Raw genomic sequence first — 17,230 nt, 5'->3', positions numbered from 1 at the left:
CCTTGACGCTCGTCAGAAGCCGTGGGCATACTTCCGCAACATCGTTGCAATGGGTGCAACGAGGACGGATCGGACAGTCATGACCGCCACCCACGCGTCACCGGCCCCGACTCGACTCGCTGGGGCCCGGCCGACCACGGCCGCGGACCTGGATCCGACGGACACATATCCCTCGCCCCGGCCGGGCAGCACCGCCCCGGCCGGCACGCCGGCTCAGCGCTGAAGCCCCGGCGCCGACCGACACCTCCCATCCCAGCGGCACTGGGCATCCCGGCAGCGCCGCGTGAGACGAGCACGGCACCGCCGCCTGGCACGACCTCCATCCCGAAAGGACACCGACAATGACCGCCACCAACACCCCGGCCTCCGTCACCGAGCTGGAGCGTCTCAAGGTGCTGCACAACGGCACCAAGCAGCCGCTGACCTTCTCCGACGCCGAGTTCGAGCGTCGCCTCTCCGGCCTGCGCCAGATCATGGCCGCCAAGGACCTCGACGCGGTGATCCTGACCAGCTACCACGGCATCAAGTACTACTCGGACTTCCTGTTCACGTACTTCGGCCGCTCCTACGCCCTGGTCGTCACCGCCGACGACACCGTCACGATCACCGCGAACATCGACGCCGGCATGCCGTGGCGCACCAGCTACGGCGAGAACATCGTCTACACCGACTGGAGGCGCGACAACTACTACCACGGGCTGCAGGAGGCCCTGCGCCAGCGCGGCGTGAAGGCCCGCCGGCTCGGCGTCGAGGACGACTCGCTCCCGCTGCTCAACCGCCAGCGGATCCAGGCCGCGTTCGACGGCGTGGAGCTGGTCGACGTCTCGCAGGACGCCATGCGCCAGCGCATGATCAAGTCGGCCGAGGAGATCGAGGTCATCAAGCACGGGGCCCGCATCGGCGACCTGGGCGGCGAGGCGATCAAGGCCGCGCTGCGCGAGGGCATCAGCGAGTACGAGGTCGCCCTGATCGGCACCGAGGCGATGACCCACGAGATCGCGCGCACCTTCCCCCACCGGGAGGTCCGCGACACCTGGGTGTGGTTCCAGTCCGGCATCAACACCGACGGCGCGCACAACTGGTCCACCACGCGGAAGCTGCGCAAGGGCGACATCCTGTCGCTGAACTGCTTCCCGATGACCTCCGGCTACTACACCGCGCTGGAGCGCACCATGTTCCTGGGCGAGCCGGACAGCCGGTCCCTGGAGCTGTGGAACATCAACGTCGAGGTGCACCGCGCCGGGCTGGAGCTGATCAAGCCCGGCGCGGTGTGCAAGGACATCGCCGCCGAACTCAACAAGATCTACGTCGGCTACGGCCTGCTGCCCAACCGGACCTTCGGCTATGGGCACTCCTTCGGGGTGCTCTCGCACTACTACGGCCGGGAGGCGGGCCTGGAGCTGCGCGAGGACATCGACACCGTGCTCGAGCCCGGCATGGTCGTGTCGATGGAGCCGATGATCACCGTGCCCGACGGCGAGCCCGGCGCCGGCGGCTACCGCGAGCACGACATCCTCGTCGTCCACGAGGACGGCGCCGAGAACATCACCAAGTTCGGCTTCGGCCCGGAGCACAACATCATCCCCTGCTGACGACCGTCCGTGCCGGGGGTGGTCACGGCCGACCGCCCCCGGCCCCCGGGGGGGGTGGTCACGGCCGACCGCCCCCGGCCCCCGGGGGGTGGTCACGGCCGATCATCGCCCCCGGTCCGCCGGGGCCGACCGGTCCCGCGCCGCCCCCAAGAAGTCCCGGGCCGGGCTTCCGCGTGGTGCTCGTGGTGAGCATCGGCGCGGTGGCGCTGCTGCTGCTCTCCCTCGGCGGGACGGCCGTGGTGGACACCGTGCAGACCGGCACGATCATCGGCGCGTTCCCGTTCTCCTTCGTCATCCTGCTGATGATCGCCACCCTGGTGCGGCGCCTGCGCTGCCGGGACAAGGCGGTCCGGCAGCTCGAGAAGGAGGTCAACGACCCGCGCCACCGCCCCGGCGACGACCTGGTCGACGCCGACGGCCTCCCCCTGGCGCCGGAGGCGGTCGCTGCGCCAGGATCCGGTGCCCAGCACACCGCGCCCGCCGTCCCCGCCCCGCCCACCTCCCCCACCCGCAGCTGACAGGAGCATCATGACGACGCACGACAACCCCCAGGTCAAGCTCGCCCACCTCGACGCCCACAGCTTCGCCGACTGGGTGGGAGCCGGCGACGCGACCGTCCTGGTGCCCGTGGGGGCGCTGGAGCAGCACGGCCCGCACCTGCCCATGGGCACCGACGCGATCCTGTCCGAGCGCATCGCGCTGGCGGTGGCCGCCGCCACCGGGGCGCGCGTGGCCCAGCCGATCACGTACGGCTACCGCTCCCAGCAGAAGTCCGGCGGCGGGGACCACCTCGTGGGGACCACGAGCGTGGACGCGGCGACGCTGATCGGCCTCACCCGCAGCCTCGTGCGCAGCCTGCTCGAGCAGGGCGTGCGGCACGTGGTGCTCGTCAACGGCCACTACGAGAACTACCAGTTCCTCTACGAGGGCGTCGACCTCGCCGTCCGCGACCTGGGGATCGGGGCCGACGACGCCCGGTGCGTGCTGCTGCTGTCCTACTGGGACTACGTCTCGGAGGAGACGCTGGAGGCGGTCTACCACGGGTCGTTCCCCGGCTGGGACGTCGAGCACGGGGGCGTCCTGGAGACGGCGCTCATGCTGCACCTGGAGCCCCAGCTCGTGCGCATGGACCGGGTGGTGGACCACGACCCGGCGCAGCTGCCCCGGTTCGACCGGCTCCCCGTGGTGCCCGCCCGCACGCCGTCGTCGGGGTGCCTGTCCGCGCCCCGCGGGGCCGACGCGGCGAAGGGCCGGCTGCTGTTCGAGCAGGTCGTGCGCGATCTCGCCGCCGACCTGGAGGCCGAGCTGGGCGGGCGCCCGGTGTCGGCGCCGGGCGCTGCGCCGTCGTCGGACGCGGCGCCGTCGTCGGCCGCCGCAGTCGGGTGAGCTCCAGCACCACCGGCCGCCACGATCAGGTGAGCTCCCGCACCACCCGCCCGGGGCCTGCCATCATGGGTCCCTCGCCCGGACGGACGGCGAGCCGGCCCCCGCAGGGCCGGTCACATCCCGGGGGCACGGAACGGAGGCGCGGTGTGGCAGGGGCGACGACGCAGCCGGCCGACCTGAACGGCGAGGGGGCCGGGCCACGGTCGGCCTCGGTCATCGTCAACGTCATCGACGTGCTGCGCTGCTTCACCGTCGAGGAGCCGCTGCAGGGGGTGACGGAGATCGCCGCCCAGGTGGGCCTCCACAAGTCCAGCGTGTCGCGGATCCTCGCCACGCTGGAGCGCGAGGGCATCGTCGAGCGGGACGAGCTGTCCCGGAAGTTCCGCCTCGGGCTGGGGCTGATCGCCATCGCGGGCCCGCTGCTGGCCAACCTCGACGTGCGGCGGGTCTCGCTGCCCATGCTGCGGGACCTTTCTGCCGCGACCGAGGAGACGGTCGCGCTCGTCGTGTGGGACGGGTCCGAGGCGGTGACGGTGGAGCAGGTGCCGAGCACGCAGAACATCAAGCACACTGCCCCGCTCGGGACCCGGTACGCCTCGGCGCTCAACGCCTCGGTGCAGGTCTTCCTCGCCGACATGTCCGAGGACCGCGCCCGGGAGCTCCTCGCCGGCGCGGCAGCGCCGCCGGCGGGGTCCGGCGTGGGCACCGACGAGGTGCTGACCTGGCTGGCCCGGACCCGCGAGCGCGGCTTCGCGGTCAACTACGGCGACACCTACCCCGAGGAGGTCGGCCTCGCGGCGCCGGTGCGCGACCTCCGCGGGGAGACGGTGGCAGGGGTTCTGCTGGCCGCGCCGCGCTACCGGGTCGACGAGCGGCGCCGTGAGGAGCTGGGCCGGGCGTGTGCGCACACCGCGGCACAGATCTCCGCGCGCCTGGGGGCCGTGCCGGCCTGAGCCGCACCATCCTCGCCCGGGCTCAGCGGCCGCCTACCGCGGTGGTCACGGCGCGGTGCGGACCGCGCTCGGGTCGAGCACCGGGGCGAGGGCGGACTTGGTCGCGGCCACCAGCTGCAGCAGCTCGGGCAGCGCGTCGCGGGCGGGGCGAAAGTTGCCGCGCCGCAGGGCCGGCTCGAGGGAGTCGGCGAGCTGGCCGAGCTGGTGCGCGCCGACGACGGTGCTGGCCTCGCTCAGGCCCCGCAGGGTGACCAGCGCGCCGGCACTGTTGTAGGCGGCGACCGCGCCGCGCAGCATGTACAGCCGCTCCTCGAGCGTGGCGAGGTAGCGCGCGACGATCTCCCGGGCGCGATCGGCGCCGGCCTCCTGCTGCAGCGCCGTCAGCACCGCGGGGTCCACCACCCGATTCATCGCGCTCCCTCTCCCCCTGCTCGGCACGACGTTGCGCCCCCTATCGGGGATGCGCTTCAGCACACCACCTGACCAATTTGGGAAAATGCCGACGCGTAGGTGAATCCCAGATGATTACCGCCGTTCACCCCGGCTGTTTTCCGGGGTGAACGGCCCTGGCTCCGGGGTGACGCCACCGGCAACGTCTCCCACCGGGACCAGCCCTCCGTGCCCTGCGACCTGCGGCGACATGGGCGCACGGAAATCGAATGCGGGTGTCGGGCCCGTAGTAATCTCCCGATTGATGTCCGGATTCGTGGAGCACCGCACGGCGGTCGTCGTCGAGGACGACGACGACATTCGCGGGCTTCTCGTCGCGGTGCTGACCCAGGCCGGGTTCGTGGTGCACCCGGCGGCGACCGGGCACGCGGGCGTCGAGCTGGTGCGGAGCCACGAGCCGTTGGTGACCACGCTGGACATCTCCCTGCCGGACATCGACGGCTTCGAGGTGGCCCGGCGGATCCGGGCGTTCTCGGCGACGTACCTCGTCATGCTCACCGCGCACACCGACGAGGTGGACACGCTGCTGGGCCTGGAGTCCGGCGCGGACGACTACGTCACCAAGCCCTTCCGGCCCCGTGAGCTGCGCGCCCGGGTGGAGGCGATGCTGCGCCGGCCGCGCCACCTCGGGACCACGCGCGCCGCGGTGGCGCCCGCGCGGCCGAGCCTCGCGCTGGCCGCACCGAGCCTCGCGCTGCCCGCACCGAGCCTCGCGCTGCCCGCACCGGGCGCCGTGGCGGCCGCCCCCAGCCCGGCCGCCACGGCCCCATCGGTATCCCCCGGCCCGATCACCGCCAGGGCGCCGAGCCCCGGTCCGGTCGCCGCCGTGGCGTCGGGCCTCGGCCCGATCACGGCTGTCCCACCGCTTGTTGCCACCGCGGCCGCGTCCCGGACGGCGACCCTGGCTGCCCCCGCCGGCCTGCGCCTCGACGTCGACGCCCGCCAGGTCTTCGTCGACGGCGCGGAGGTCCACCTCACGCCGACCGAGTTCACGCTGCTGGCCGCCCTGCTCACGGCCCCGGGCGTCGTCCGGGCCAAGACCGAGCTGGTGGAGTCCCTGTGGGGCACCAGCTACGCGGCGCCCCTCGCGGGCGCCGACCGCCGCAGCCTCGAGGTCCACATGGCCAACCTGCGCCGCAAGCTCGGCGACGATGCCGCCCGCCCGCGATTCATCGAGACCGTGCGGGGCGTCGGCTACCGGCTGGTGCCGGCTCGCTGAGCACGGCGAGGAGCACGCCGGTCGTGGCCGCCGCGCTCAGCATGAGTTCGGGCAGGGCGGCCCGGGCCGGGCCGTCGCTGCCGTTGGCGAGCGCGGGCTCGACCTCCCGGACGATCTCCGCCAGCTGCTGCGCGCCCACGAGCGTGCTGGCGCTGCCCAGCCCCCGCAGCGCGATGAGCGCGCGTTCGGTGTCACACGCGACCAGCGCGGCGCGCAGGTGATACACCCGCTCGTCCAACGTGGCGAGGTAGCTGCCCACGATGGTTTGGACCCGCTCGGTACCGATGTCGTCGACGAGCGCGGCCAGCGCCCCGCGGTCGATGATCTCCTCCACGCCACGCCTTTCATGTCCGGTCGTACGCGGCAATACGGCCGCGGACGGGTCCCCCCGGCTACGACAGGACACCAGGACGGCCACCCGCCGATTTGTCGTTCGGCAAGGTGATCCGAGGATGAACGACCGTGTTCACCCTGCGGGGATCAGGGTGAGGGCGGGCATGGCGCCGGGTGAGTCGGGCCGCGGGCGTACCAGCTGCGACGCGTCAGCCAGGACGCCTGAGCCCTGAGCGTCAAACAGCGGATGCGTCAAACAGCGAGATCCCGGGCTTCGCCGGCGTCAGGCGCCCGCGCCGACCGGGATCGCGGCGGACGCGCGCGCCACCAGCGCGCCGGTGGTCACCGCCGCGACCACCTCGACCTCCGCCACCGACTCCCCCACCACGGACCCGGCGACCGTCGGCAGCGCGGCGACCGTGCCCGCGAGCGCCTCGGCACCGATCATGGCCGAGGTCGTCTGCAGGCTGAGCGCCGCCTCGCGGACACCGGTGGCGTCCGCCGTCTCCGCTGCCTGGCGGAGGTTGCCGACCCGCTGCTCCAGGAGGGCCAGGTATCGCCCGGCGAAAAGCTCGGCTTCGCCGGCTCCGACATCGGCAGCCAGCGCGTCCAGGGCATCGGTGCGCAGCACCGATGTGACGCGGGGCGGTTCGTGCCAGCCGGGCTCGTTCATCGCCGGGAGCGTACCGCCGTCGTCCGGAAGGGGCATGCGCGCACGCGCCGCGACCGCCGGCGCGTGCGCCGTCGCCCGGTGCCTCGACACAAAGCCGAGAACACCACAAGTGGTGCGGGTGAGGCGGCCGGAGGCCCTGATCTCCGCCACATACGTCACTCCAGCCCCACTTGTGGCGTTCTGAGGTGCGCTTCCCTCGGTAGGCCGTCGTGGTGCCGCACTGGCGAGATCTCCGCCGCTCTCCCAGGAGTTTTTCGGAAGCAGCAAGTAGGTTGGGTCCATGGAGGACTGCGAGCCGCGGGCGGCAGTGGTCGTCGAGGACGACGGGGACATCCGCGAGCTCCTCGTCTCCGTCCTGACGCAGGCAGGGTTCGCCGTGCACGCCGCGGGCACCGGCACCGCCGGCGTGGAGCTGGTGCGCGAGCACAGCCCGCAGGTCACCACGCTCGACGTGTCCCTGCCGGACATCGACGGGTTCGAGGTCGCCCGCCGGGTGCGCACCTTCTCGGGGACCTACATCGTCATGCTCACCGCCCGCGACGAGGAGATCGACACCCTCATGGGGCTGGACGCCGGCGCCGACGACTACGTCACCAAGCCGTTCCGGCCGCGGGAGCTGCGGGCCCGGATCCAGGCCATGCTCCGCCGGCCGCGGCAGTTGGCCGGCCCGGCCGCGCCCGCCTCCGCGAGCACCGCCCCGGCGCCGATCGCGCTCTCGGAAAGCGCCGCGACGCCCGTCCAGGTCGTGCTCGCCCAGCCCGACGGCGACGGCGTCCTCGCCCACAACGGGGTGCACGTCGACGTCGGCGCCCGCACCGTCGACCTCGACGGCGCGCCGGTGCACCTGACGCGCACCGAGTTCGACCTGCTCGCGGCGCTGCTCGCCGCCCCGCGGCGGGTGCTGCCCAAGAGCGAATTGGTCCGGGACCTGTGGCCGGAGGACTACGGCACCGGCGCGGTCGTCACCGGCGCCGACAAGCGGGCGGTGGAGGTCCACATCGCGAACCTGCGTCGCAAGCTCGGCGACAACGCCAGTCGGCCGCGGTTCATCGAGACCGTCCGGGGCACCGGCTATCGGCTCACGCCCGCGCGCTGAGCGCGACGGGGGCGGGCGGCGCGAGGAACGCGGCCAGCGCCTGCGCCGTCGCCCTCGCCAGCGACGGCACGTCGCACAGGGCCAGCCGCGCGGCTGTCACCGCGCCGGTCCGGAGCTGTGTCGCGAGCGCGCGGGCGACGTCGGCGAGCGCCTCGGCCCCGATCATCGCGCTGGCGCTGTGCAGGCTCAGCGCCACCACCTGCGCCGCCTCGACGTCTCTACCAGCGAGCGCCGCGGTCAGGTCCCGCACCCGCCCGTCGAGGAGGTCGAGGTAGCGGCGCACGAAGGAACAGACCGCGGCGGCGCCCAGGTCGTCGGAGAGGGCGCTCAGCGTGCCATGGCTGAGCACGACGCTCATCAGGCGGCGTCCGCGAGCTCGCGTGTGCTCGTGCGCTCCTGGGGCGTGCGAAGGCTGCTGGTGCGTGCGCCGGCGTCGCGGTCGACGGTGCCGGCCGGGGCGGCTGCGCCGTCGTCGGGGCGGGCGGCGGCGGGGGCGACGCCGTGGTCCCCTGAGGGCTCCGGTGCAACGCCGTCGAGCGTGGACGCGGCTTCGCGGGTCACCGTGCCGGCGGTGGCGTCGATGCCGGCCGCCGCGACGGGCGCGGGACGGCGGTGCTGGCGGAGGGCGCCGAGCAGCTGGACGACGGCGTAGGCCAGCAGCGCGGCCGCGGCGAGCCCGACGCCCGTCTGCTTCTGCGAGCCGTCCAGCGCGGTGGCGAGGTAGCCGGCGTAGGGCACGTGGTACTCGACGACGCCGCGGATCTGCGTGGCGGTCAGGGTCCACTCGTCCGGGGCGTTGTTCGCGTCGCCCTGGGTGGTGAAGGAGACCGTGCCGTCCGAGCTGAGGGTGCGGGCGACGATGCGGTGGGTGACGAGAGTGGGGTCGTCCGGGTGGGGCATGAAGGTGATGACGTCCCCGATGGTCAGCTGCGCGGCGTCCGCCTCGCCGTCGACGGTCTCGACGACCACCTGGGAGCCGGCCGGGATGGTGGGGTCCATCGACCCGGTCAGGATCGTCAGAGGCACCCACCCCATGACACGGGGGATGAGCACCATGACGGCGGCGAGCGCGGCCACGGCCGCGAGGACCAGCCAGAGCACGACGTTCCCCGTGAAACGGGCGATGGAGGTCATGAAGTTACTTCCCTTCCGTGGCGGGCACGGTGGTCGCGTCGGTGGCGGTCGCCGGGAGCGTGAGCGTCGTGGTGGTAGCGGTCGCCGACGGGGCTGGCGTGGGAGCGGGCGCGGCGGTCGCCGCCGGAGCCGGTGTGGCGGATGCCGACGGGGCGGTGCTCGCCACGACCGGGCCGGACGTGGATGCGGCATCTGCAGGCGCTACGTCGGCGGCTGCTGGGTCAGCGGTAGCCCAGTCCAGGCCCTCGCAGACGACCTTCTCGTTCCTCGGGTGCTTGGCGGTGAATGTGAAGACCTGCGTGCTGTCGACGAAGACGGTGTCAGTGACGTAGACGCGCACCTTGACGTCCTCGGCACTGTTCTCGGCCGGGCGGATCGTGGTGGAGCGCCGGTCACCGGGCAGCAGCTGACCCGGCGGAACCTTCGGGTGGTTCCCCGAGGGGTCCTGATCCTTACCGAGGGACACCCACTCGCTGCCCTTCCGCTGCAGGACGTCCCAGCCCTTGGCTTGGCCAGTCCAGGTCCAGCTGATCTCCGCTGTCTTCTCGTTCGGCGACTTGACGTTGCAGGCGCTCAGGCCGGGCGGGGTCAGGGCTGCGGCGGGGACATGGAAGGTCGTCGTCCAGGTGGCGAGGGGCGCGGTCCAGGTGGCCGGTTCAGCCGCCCGGGCCTCAATGCCGGTGGTCAGAGTCAGCGTCTGGCCGGGGTATCTGGCGAGCAGCTCGGCTCCTGGTTGGATGCTCAGGCACAGGGCTGTCGAGGCACCCGGCGCCAACGTCTCACTGCGGCTAGCCCCGGCGGCCGGGATGATCGTCAGGTCGGCCCCAGCCATCCACCGGGCTGTCACGCTGAGGCATGCTCCTGCAGACGCGAGGCCATAGGAAAGGGCCGTTCCCGCCAGTGCGGCGGCGGGCAACGTTCCGCTGCCGGTAGCCACCGTGAGGGCGGCGGGTCTCCACGTCACCGCCGTCGCCCGGGCGGTGTTGGAGATGGTCGTGCCGGGCTCCGACGTGGTTGCCGGAACCGAGAGCGCCACCTGGTCCATGGTCGCGGCGGGCGTTTGCGCGATCGCCTCCGCGTGCCACCGTGCCTGAGTGCCGGTCGTTGGGGCCATGAGGATGGCGAAGACACCGGCGGCGATCGCGGCGAGGAGACCGGTTCGGACGGCGGAGCGCCGGTTCGTCCTGAGGTCGCGCGGAGTGGGGGTCATGCCTGCGTCAGGGTCCATCGGATGGTGCCCGGCTCGAGGGTCCGTCCCTGATGCTCGCCGCCGAGCGACTCCGGGATGGTGACCGTGACGATACCGGTCACGAGCTTGTCGTGTAGCGCAGGAGTGACGTGCCACGGGCCGGGGGCGGCGGGGAGCAAGCCTTGCGGCCGGGTCTCGACGCTGACCGAGGGCGAGCCCACGACGTCGCGCAGAGGGCCGACGACCAGCCCGCTGACGTCGAGTGCGAGGGTGGCCTCGAGGTGCGTGCCCTCGAGAACTGGCGTCACGGGGACGCGGTACGTCAGGACGTCGCCGGGACGCAGCGCTTCATGACACAGGGTCGTGGAGACGTCCCTCGTCGTTCCCTCGCGGCTGAGCGTGATGGTCATCGGGTCCTGCGTGAGGTCCAGCTGGCCGCTCGTGACCTGGCCCGACGACATGGAGGCCTGCGCGGACCACAGTGCAGTGCTGCCGAGGCTGCTGCTGAGCAGAACGACGACGAAGGCGACCGCGACAAGGCCACGGATGGCGTAGGCGCGCATGATCATCCTCTTCAGCTGCTCAGCAGCTTGGGGCAGTAGGCGGGGAGGGAGCCGGGTTGGGGGGCGTCCGGCTCCCTCCCCAGATCAGGGGCGACTCAGTTCGCGTTCGCGACCTGAGTGACGCGAATGCCCGCGTCAGTGAAGGTGAGGTTCTTATTCTTCGTGCTGTTGTCCGCGTCCGTGTCGAACGTGAAGGTCGTGACCACGGACATCGCGGTATCCGAACCAGCCCGGGTCTCGATCGACATAGGCTTACTCTCACGGCCATTCCAAGTTCGCTCGAAGTCCGGCCCGGTGACCTTGACGCTGTACGTGACGCCCTGCAGGTTCCCCACAATTCCCGGAGCGAGCGGTTCCAGATTAACGGACATGGCGCGCTTCTCGGCCGACAGCGTTATGTTGTCGCGATAGGTGAGCTTGTCACCAGGGACAAGCTTGAGGTCGGCGACCTTCGTTATCCCGACAATGTCCGCGTCGTTCAATTGCCAGTGGGAGATCGGTTCACCCTGCCAGCTGCTCTTCAAGCTCATCGTGCCGGAAGAAATCCTTCCGCTGGTGGTCCAGTCGGCACTCCACGTCGCGAACGACGCCCCTCCACCCGCGAGCAGCGCAATGCCAGCAATGCCGGCAATAACGCCCTTGCGCATCTTTCTGGCGGAGCTACGGGGCTGAGCGGGCGCGGTGCGCGACATCGGTATTCCTTCGGGGTGACGGGCTGGCGAGCGGCTGCGTCCGCTCCTTGCGACGTCGGCAACGATGCCCGTTCAGCCTCAACACGCCGTCCGCGCCGGCTTCAGGTCCCCTCAAGGTCGGCTCAAGATTGCCGCCACTTCCTCAAGGCCGGACACATCGCCTCACCCGGGGCGCTCGGAGCGTTCCTCCGTGCCCGCCGCCACGACCCGGTTCCCGCCGTCGCCCACAGCCCGCTGCGCCGCTGCCCGCGCGGCGTCGCACAGGTCTCCGAGCTCGTAGCCCGCCGCGCGGGTCGTGGCGACGCCGGCGCAGGCGCCGATGCGCACATGGCTGCCGGGCACCTCCACGGTCGTGGCGATGAGCTCTCGGCGCACGGCCGTCGCCCACTCCGCGGCGTCGTCCGCCTCCCAACCAGGCAGCAGCACCTGGAACGACGCCTGCCCGTCCGGGTCCAGGCCCATCAACGCCCGGGGCGGCAGCAGCATCTGCGCGACCTCGCCGCAGGTCACGAGCGCGCGCTCGGCGACCTCGCGACCGAACGCGACCTCGAGCGCGTCCGTTCCGTCGGGCACGAGATGAACCATCGCGACCGGGGCCAGGGTCTCGGCGGACCGACGCAACTGCGCCGCCGCGCGCGGCTCGAAGGAGTGGCTGGTGCGGGCCCCGGTCATCGGATCGAAGTTGCGCCCCTCCGCCACCTTCGCCCGGGCGGTGCGGGCACGCATCGTCACCGCGGCGAAGGCGGCGGCGTTGACGAGCAGTGTGTTGAGAACAGTCGTAAATGCGGTCCCGAGGTATCGCTCGAAGCTCGGTGACGTCGGACCGGCGAGGACGAACACCGCGAACCGCACCGCGTAGAACAGACCGGCGAGGAGCAGGATGACCGCGAGGACAAGCGTCGCGCGCCCCGCCCGCAGCCGGCCGTACAGGAGCGCGACGCCACCGGCCAGGCCGCCGGCTGCGGTGGCGCCCAGGGCCACCGCCCCACCGGCCCAGGGACCACCACCGGGTCCGTGGAGCAGCACGGCCGCCGCCGCCGCGAGCGCCAACCCCGCCGATAGGACGATGCGGGGCGGCCGGCGCTGATAGGCCCGGATGCCGCTCCACATCGCCCACACGCAGAGCACGCTCGCCCCGTTGCCGATGGCGTTGGCCCACCAGCCCTCGGGGGCGAGCGACCCGACGACGTACGCGAGCGCCGTCGTGATCGCGGCGGCGAAGGACAGGGTCCAGAGCCGGTCGACCAGGTCACCCGTGCGCGCCCATGCCTCGGCCACGAACATCCCCGCCGAGGTGAGGATGACGAGCGCCGAGACGACGAGGAGGGAGAAGAGGTCCAGCGTCATGGCCGCGTTTCCCGTTCGCCCGGACCCGGCGTCGGCAGCAGGATCTCCACGCTCGTGCCCTCGCCCAGGACCGAGGTGAGTTCCATGGTCCCGCCGTGGGCCTCGACGATCTGGCGGGACAGGTACAGTCCGAGCCCGGTGCCGGGCACCGAGCCCTGGCGCACCGCCGGCGCACGGTAGAAGCGGGCGAAGAGCTTCTCCTGGTCGGCGGCCGCAATGCCGATCCCGGTATCGCGGATCGTCAGCCGGGCCACGTCCGGGCCCGGCCACAGCGCCACCTCGACCTCCCCTCCCCGCGGGGTGTACTTGATGGCGTTGGACAGCACGTTGTCGATCACCTGACCGAGCCGGGTCCGGTCGCCGAGGAGCCGGCACGGCTCCGTGAGGTGGTGACGAACCTCCAGGCCCGCCGAGCGGGCGTGCGGGAGCTGGCTCTGGACCGACTCGGCGACGAGGTTGCGCAGGTCGGTCATCGAGCGGTCCAGCTCGACCCCGCGCTCGCGGGTGCGCGCCGCGAGGAGGAGGTCCGCGACCAGGTGGAGCAGCCGCTCGGCATTGCGTTCGGCCACCCGCAGGTGGGTCCGCACGCCCTCGGTGGCCGTCGGCTCGTCGGCGGCAAGCTCGAGGTAGCCCAGCACCGACGTCAACGGGGTGCGCAGCTCGTGTGACACCGAGGAGACGAAGTCCTCGCGCTGGGCCAGCGCGGCCATCTCGGCCGTGAGGTCCTGATAGACGACGACGGCGCCCGCGCGCCTTCCGGCCCCGTCGGCGAGCTGGGCCGCGGAGACCCGGTAGGCGATCCAGCGGCCCTCGCCGTGGTCCCACCAGGTCAGCTCGCGGTCGATGTCCTCACCGCGGCTCGCGCGCACCAGCGGCGAGCCGCCGGCGCCCAGCGGGGTCTTGCGGTCCGCGGCGTAGCCGTCGATGCCGCCGTGGACGCTGACGTGGTCGCCCACCTTGAGCCGGCCCTCGACCGCGGCGGCGTGAGCGCGGTTGAGGATGGTGATGTACCCGTCCTTGTCGAGGGCCACGACGCCGACGTCGATGGTGTTGAGAATCGAGTCCAGCAGCCGGCTCTGCTGGTGGGAGTCCGCCAGGGTCTCCTCGATCAGGGCGCTCTGCCGGCCGAGCAGATCGAGCCGGGCAGCCGAGCGACGTTCAGAGAGGTAGGTGCCGACCCCCACGGCGACGAGGACGACGGGCAGCAGGATCAACCGGGGCAGGTCGCCGAGGGCGATGGAGGGCGCGTAGAGGTTGCCACCCCACACCGCCAACGTCGCCGCAGCCACCGAGACGACGACGCCCGCGGCGCCGTGGACGGCGGACATCCACAGCACGGGCAGCACGAGGAGGAAGCTGGCGCGGTATCCGCCAGCGACCACGAGCCCGACCGCGACGATGTCGGCCATGGGCACCAGCACGGCCGCCGGCGAGGGAAGCCGGTGCCACGGCACCACGATCGCCAGCACCGAGGCACCGATCGCCACGAGCAGCCCGGCCCCGAAGCGCGGCTGGCGCAGGTACACCGGGTCGTAGGCCACGACTGCCGCCAAGAGGACCAGGCTGACCGCCAGGAACGGGAGCTGTCGATAGAACACCGTGTGTGGCGAATAGCCCCGGCGAGGAGCGGTCTTCGACGGACCCTCGCGCAGGTCCTGCGGCCCGCCGGCAAACCCGCTCGGCGAGAGCGTCTGTCTCGGCGTCCCCCGCCGAGCGCCCTGGGCGTCATCGGATGACCGGCCGCCGTCCGGAGGGTCGGGCATAGCGGCGGACCCGGACCGGCTGGCCGGCGTCGCGGCCCCTGCTGGTGGGGCGGCGGCACGACCGAGGGACTCCTCGCTCTCGGTGTCTGCCTCCGGCATGCGCCGAGCCTAGCGAGGAACCGGCATTTGCGACTGCCTGAGGCGGTAAGTAAGAGGCCTGCTCACGGGCCTGGCGGCCGCCACATGCCATGGCGGGTTGTCGCGCGCGACCCCAACAGTCGGGGTAGGTTGCAGGCTCCGGCCCGAGCCACGACTCCGCGCCAGGAGGGGATCCGCCATGGCACGTCACCGCCAGCCCACGACCGGCCTGCCCGCCCCGGACGACGAGGAAAAGTACCGCGTCTTCGACGCACTGGCCGATCTCGCCCTTGACGGGGTCATCTCATACGAAACGGCCTTCGAGCTCTATCGCGAGCTCCGCCCCAGCGGGATCCAGGACACCTTGCCCTTCGACGACGAGCACTGGACCGCCCATGACCATGAGTACGACGCCAACGTCGGCGAGCTGTGGTGCAGGCAGTGCAACCGAACGGCCACCAACTGCGAGCAGGTCGTTGCGGAGCGTGACAAGTAGTCGCTTAGGACCGCGGCCGTGATGGCTCAGCACAGACGCACTTCACGCGGGCCGCACGGGGCCGCGTCATGCAACGCATGTGCCCTGAGTTCGGTCATTCGCTTAGTGCCTGAGATTTCCCGGTCGTGAGGGTGTCGATGATGGCTCGTCGGTCGGGGTCGATCTGGGGTGGGATGGTCTGGGTGGCGCCGTTGGCGGTGATGGTCGCCGAGCGCAGCGGGCGGAGCTGGCGGATGACGTTGCGGATCGCGAGCCCGGAGCGTCGCTGGACCTCGCGGGAGACGGCCAGGGCGGTGAACACGATGGTCAGGTGGGCCTCGATCGCGTCCCGGGTCCGCACGAACATCGGCCGGGCGCCAGGTCGGTCTTGGACATCCGGAACGACTGCTCGACGTGCCAGAGCTCGTGGTAGGACCCGATGACCTCACCGGCCGGCATCAGCTGGGCTGGGATGTTCGTGACGTAGCCCTTCAGGCCGACCAGGCGGCGGGCGCGGGCCAGGGCGGCCTCGTCCAGGCTGCGCGCGTCGCCCTTGGTCTTGACAAACCGCGGGGTGCGGGCGGCCTTCTCCCCGGCGATGACCGCGCGGGCCCGGTTCTCCTGGAGCGTCAACGTCTTGGCGTCTCGGGCCGCCCGCTTGGCCGAGTACGCCCAGACCGCCCGCCAGGACCCGGGATGCTGCTGGGGGTCCCAGACCGGCTCAGCCCGGACCGCTTCGTTGTTCTCGCTGCGGTGCCGCCCGGTCCTGGGGGTGATGGTGTCGATGACCTGGGAGTCGGTGAACGCATCCCCGTGCCAGCGGAAGTGCGAGGCTAGGTCCAGCGGCGCCTTCGTCACCCGGGAGCCGACGATGAAGCGCAGGTGCGCCTCCTCCAGGGCGGTCAGGTTGGCCGCCGAGAGCATGCCGGCGTCCGCGACGACGACCATGTCCTCGATGTCGTGCCGGTCCTGGAACTGCTTGACGATCGGCACGATCGTGGCCGTCTCGGCCTGGTTGCCCTCGTAGCAGCCGATCTCGAGGGGGAACCCGTGCCGGTCGACGAGCAGCCCGACGACGATCTGGGGGTCGACGCGGCGTTCCTTGGAGTAGCCGACCTTGCGCAGGTCGTCCTCCTTCTCCGCTTCGAAGTACAACGTCGTCACGTCGTACAAGCACAGCGAGACATCACCGCTGGTCACCGCGTGGGTGAAGCACAGCGCGGCGACCTGGTCCCGGTAGGCGCCCGGGCCCTCGCCGGCCGCGGCCCGGGCCAGGGTGCGGCGCATCGTCTTCTCACTGGCCGGCCTGACACCGAGCTCGGTCAGCACCCGGGCGGTGTCCAGGATCGAGGTCGGCTCCACGATCCGGGCGATCACCAGGTCCCGGAACACCGCGTCACCGAGGGCGTCGAACCCCAGATCGGTGAACACCGCGGCGAGCGCGTCGTAGAGCACCCGCGAGGCGGTGCCAACCACCCGGGGTGTCGTGACCGGTCCCCGCTCACGTACCGGTGAGCCCGCCTCGTCGAAGAGGGCCGGCACCCCGGGCCGGCCGATCAGCGGCGTCCTGGGCGCTGCGGGCTCGAGGCCGAGGTCGAGCTCGCCCTGGCCGGGGTTGTCCAGCAGTTCCCGTGCCCGCTCGAGGAGCAGCCCGAGCTCGGCCTCGGTATGGGCCGAGCCGACATGGGCGACGATCCGCCGACGGCCCTTGACGGACTCAGCGATCTGCACGGCCGTCGCTCCCGAGGCCGTCCGCACCCGCCGAATCCACGCCACGAACCCCACGGTAGAGCACCAATTAGTGCCTCAAAACCGCCCCCCGCGCACCCATCACCCCAGGTCAGCGAGGTGCGCGATCCTGGATCGCGCAGCGGTGACCAAACTCAGGCTTAGGACCGCGGCCGTGATGGCTCAGCACAGACGCACTTCACGCGGGCCGCACGGGGCCGCGTCATGCAACGCATGTGCCGGCGAAGTGTTCGGCTATCCGCAGAACATACGCGAAGCCTTCGGTCCGCGAACAGCAGAACAGCAGTGTCGAGTGCTCCGCAGAACAATTGAAAACTTGCGCTCGAAAATTGTTAATTCACCCGCCGGGCGGCACCCGCGTCCGAAGCGCGTAGACGCAGAAAGGCCCCCACGGGTGTGGGGGCCTTTCTGGAATGGGTGTTCGGCGGTGTCCTACTCTCCCACACGGTCTCCCGTGCAGTACCATCGGCGCTGAGGGGCTTAGCTTCCGGGTTCGGAATGGGACCGGGCGTTTCCCCCTCGCTATGACCGCCGTAAC

The 17,230-nt window shown here is 71.8% G+C and carries 17 protein-coding genes, 1 rRNA gene and 1 pseudogene; 7 read left to right on the top strand and 12 right to left on the bottom strand.

Annotated features, from left to right (window positions below; translation table 11 throughout):
* Positions 1 to 341 precede the first annotated feature (341 nt).
* From GD880_RS12510 to GD880_RS12495, 4 genes are all read left to right on the top strand, one after another.
* A complete protein-coding gene (locus GD880_RS12510) occupies positions 342 to 1,592 on the top strand; it encodes an aminopeptidase P family protein (protein ID WP_152231962.1) in 1,251 nt (416 codons plus the stop codon).
* A 173-nt stretch (positions 1,593 to 1,765) separates the two neighbouring features.
* A complete protein-coding gene (locus tag GD880_RS12505) occupies positions 1,766 to 2,110 on the top strand; it encodes a BCCT family transporter (RefSeq protein WP_226909623.1) in 345 nt (114 codons plus the stop codon).
* A gap of 10 nt (positions 2,111 to 2,120) precedes the next feature.
* On the top strand, positions 2,121 to 2,978 hold the full coding sequence (locus GD880_RS12500; protein ID WP_152231961.1) for a creatininase: 858 nt from the start codon (positions 2,121 to 2,123) through the stop codon (positions 2,976 to 2,978).
* 146 nt (positions 2,979 to 3,124) lie between these two features.
* Positions 3,125 to 3,931: an IclR family transcriptional regulator gene (locus GD880_RS12495; RefSeq protein WP_226909622.1), complete on the top strand. Its 807-nt coding sequence runs from the start codon at positions 3,125 to 3,127 to the stop codon at positions 3,929 to 3,931.
* Positions 3,932 to 3,976: 45 nt separating this feature from the next.
* Here the strand turns inward: GD880_RS12495 and GD880_RS12490 are convergent, their stop codons facing one another.
* Positions 3,977 to 4,342, bottom strand: a complete 366-nt coding sequence (locus tag GD880_RS12490; protein ID WP_152231959.1) for a hypothetical protein — start codon at positions 4,340 to 4,342, stop codon at positions 3,977 to 3,979.
* Between the two features lie 283 nt (positions 4,343 to 4,625).
* Between GD880_RS12490 and GD880_RS12485 the strand changes: the two genes are divergently transcribed.
* Positions 4,626 to 5,600 carry a response regulator transcription factor gene (locus GD880_RS12485; protein WP_152231958.1) on the top strand — a complete coding sequence of 325 codons (975 nt, stop codon included), beginning with the start codon at positions 4,626 to 4,628 and terminating at the stop codon, positions 5,598 to 5,600.
* Here GD880_RS12485 and GD880_RS12480 read toward each other — a convergent pair.
* Together GD880_RS12480 and GD880_RS12475 are read right to left on the bottom strand one after the other, a co-directional pair.
* Positions 5,551 to 5,934 (bottom strand): hypothetical protein, encoded by a 384-nt coding sequence (locus tag GD880_RS12480; RefSeq protein WP_152231957.1) that lies wholly within the window; start codon positions 5,932 to 5,934, stop codon positions 5,551 to 5,553. The two genes, GD880_RS12485 and GD880_RS12480, sit on opposite strands and share 50 nt — an antisense overlap.
* Before the next feature lie 282 nt (positions 5,935 to 6,216).
* On the bottom strand, positions 6,217 to 6,606 hold the full coding sequence (locus GD880_RS12475) for a hypothetical protein (RefSeq protein WP_152231956.1): 390 nt from the start codon (positions 6,604 to 6,606) through the stop codon (positions 6,217 to 6,219).
* A gap of 280 nt (positions 6,607 to 6,886) precedes the next feature.
* Between GD880_RS12475 and GD880_RS12470 the strand changes: the two genes are divergently transcribed.
* Positions 6,887 to 7,702, top strand: a complete 816-nt coding sequence (locus tag GD880_RS12470) for a response regulator transcription factor (RefSeq protein WP_152231955.1) — start codon at positions 6,887 to 6,889, stop codon at positions 7,700 to 7,702.
* On the opposite strand, the gene GD880_RS12465 is transcribed toward GD880_RS12470, so the two are convergent.
* From GD880_RS12465 to GD880_RS12440, 7 genes are all read right to left on the bottom strand, one after another.
* Positions 7,686 to 8,060 (bottom strand): Hpt domain-containing protein, encoded by a 375-nt coding sequence (locus tag GD880_RS12465; protein WP_152231954.1) that lies wholly within the window; start codon positions 8,058 to 8,060, stop codon positions 7,686 to 7,688. The genes GD880_RS12470 and GD880_RS12465 overlap by 17 nt on opposite strands.
* Positions 8,060 to 8,836 (bottom strand): signal peptidase I, encoded by a 777-nt coding sequence (locus GD880_RS12460; protein WP_193314481.1) that lies wholly within the window; start codon positions 8,834 to 8,836, stop codon positions 8,060 to 8,062. The genes GD880_RS12465 and GD880_RS12460 overlap by 1 nt, the downstream gene beginning before the upstream one ends.
* A 4-nt stretch (positions 8,837 to 8,840) precedes the next feature.
* Positions 8,841 to 10,046 (bottom strand): hypothetical protein, encoded by a 1,206-nt coding sequence (locus GD880_RS20365; protein WP_193314480.1) that lies wholly within the window; start codon positions 10,044 to 10,046, stop codon positions 8,841 to 8,843.
* Positions 10,043 to 10,588 carry a hypothetical protein gene (locus GD880_RS12455; protein WP_152231952.1) on the bottom strand — a complete coding sequence of 182 codons (546 nt, stop codon included), beginning with the start codon at positions 10,586 to 10,588 and terminating at the stop codon, positions 10,043 to 10,045. The genes GD880_RS20365 and GD880_RS12455 overlap by 4 nt, the downstream gene beginning before the upstream one ends.
* 95 nt (positions 10,589 to 10,683) lie before the next feature.
* Entirely contained in the window at positions 10,684 to 11,280 is a 597-nt protein-coding gene (locus tag GD880_RS12450; protein ID WP_152231951.1) for an alternate-type signal peptide domain-containing protein, read from the bottom strand.
* Positions 11,281 to 11,442: 162 nt separating this feature from the next.
* The gene (locus GD880_RS12445; protein ID WP_152231950.1) at positions 11,443 to 12,627 is read right to left on the bottom strand and encodes a GGDEF domain-containing protein; all 1,185 of its coding nucleotides are present in this window, start codon (positions 12,625 to 12,627) and stop codon (positions 11,443 to 11,445) included.
* Positions 12,624 to 14,180 (bottom strand): sensor histidine kinase, encoded by a 1,557-nt coding sequence (locus GD880_RS12440; protein WP_152231949.1) that lies wholly within the window; start codon positions 14,178 to 14,180, stop codon positions 12,624 to 12,626. The genes GD880_RS12445 and GD880_RS12440 overlap by 4 nt, the downstream gene beginning before the upstream one ends.
* A 487-nt stretch (positions 14,181 to 14,667) precedes the next feature.
* Between GD880_RS12440 and GD880_RS12435 the strand changes: the two genes are divergently transcribed.
* Positions 14,668 to 14,964, top strand: a complete 297-nt coding sequence (locus tag GD880_RS12435; protein WP_152231948.1) for a hypothetical protein — start codon at positions 14,668 to 14,670, stop codon at positions 14,962 to 14,964.
* Between the two features lie 94 nt (positions 14,965 to 15,058).
* On the opposite strand, the pseudogene GD880_RS12430 reads toward GD880_RS12435, so the two are convergent.
* Together GD880_RS12430 and rrf are read right to left on the bottom strand one after the other, a co-directional pair.
* Positions 15,059 to 16,719 (bottom strand): annotated as a pseudogene (locus GD880_RS12430) (IS1634 family transposase).
* A 392-nt stretch (positions 16,720 to 17,111) separates the two neighbouring features.
* Positions 17,112 to 17,228 (bottom strand): 5S ribosomal RNA (gene rrf / locus GD880_RS12425).
* Positions 17,229 to 17,230: the final 2 nt, after the last annotated feature.

It is taken from the genome of Georgenia ruanii (genome assembly GCF_009193175.1).
In the GTDB taxonomy this organism is placed as follows: Bacteria; Actinomycetota; Actinomycetes; order Actinomycetales; family Actinomycetaceae; genus Georgenia; species Georgenia ruanii.
Note: the sequence above shows the minus strand (reverse complement) of the source record. Positions and strands in the feature narration are given on the sequence as shown.

What these genes read in the sequence shown, in the direction of transcription:
- GD880_RS12510 (WP_152231962.1), top strand. Translation starts at nt 342, where the DNA reads ATGACCGCCACCAACACCCCGGCCTCCGTCACCGAGCTGGAGCGTCTC.
- GD880_RS12500 (WP_152231961.1), top strand. Translation starts at nt 2,121, where the DNA reads ATGACGACGCACGACAACCCCCAGGTCAAGCTCGCCCACCTCGACGCC.
- GD880_RS12490 (WP_152231959.1), bottom strand. Translation starts at nt 4,342, where the DNA reads ATGAATCGGGTGGTGGACCCCGCGGTGCTGACGGCGCTGCAGCAGGAG.
- GD880_RS12485 (WP_152231958.1), top strand. Translation starts at nt 4,626, where the DNA reads ATGTCCGGATTCGTGGAGCACCGCACGGCGGTCGTCGTCGAGGACGAC.
- GD880_RS12475 (WP_152231956.1), bottom strand. Translation starts at nt 6,606, where the DNA reads ATGAACGAGCCCGGCTGGCACGAACCGCCCCGCGTCACATCGGTGCTG.
- GD880_RS12470 (WP_152231955.1), top strand. Translation starts at nt 6,887, where the DNA reads ATGGAGGACTGCGAGCCGCGGGCGGCAGTGGTCGTCGAGGACGACGGG.
- GD880_RS12465 (WP_152231954.1), bottom strand. Translation starts at nt 8,060, where the DNA reads ATGAGCGTCGTGCTCAGCCATGGCACGCTGAGCGCCCTCTCCGACGAC.
- GD880_RS12460 (WP_193314481.1), bottom strand. Translation starts at nt 8,836, where the DNA reads ATGACCTCCATCGCCCGTTTCACGGGGAACGTCGTGCTCTGGCTGGTC.
- GD880_RS20365 (WP_193314480.1), bottom strand. Translation starts at nt 10,046, where the DNA reads ATGACCCCCACTCCGCGCGACCTCAGGACGAACCGGCGCTCCGCCGTC.
- GD880_RS12455 (WP_152231952.1), bottom strand. Translation starts at nt 10,588, where the DNA reads ATGCGCGCCTACGCCATCCGTGGCCTTGTCGCGGTCGCCTTCGTCGTC.
- GD880_RS12450 (WP_152231951.1), bottom strand. Translation starts at nt 11,280, where the DNA reads ATGTCGCGCACCGCGCCCGCTCAGCCCCGTAGCTCCGCCAGAAAGATG.
- GD880_RS12445 (WP_152231950.1), bottom strand. Translation starts at nt 12,627, where the DNA reads ATGACGCTGGACCTCTTCTCCCTCCTCGTCGTCTCGGCGCTCGTCATC.
- GD880_RS12435 (WP_152231948.1), top strand. Translation starts at nt 14,668, where the DNA reads ATGGCACGTCACCGCCAGCCCACGACCGGCCTGCCCGCCCCGGACGAC.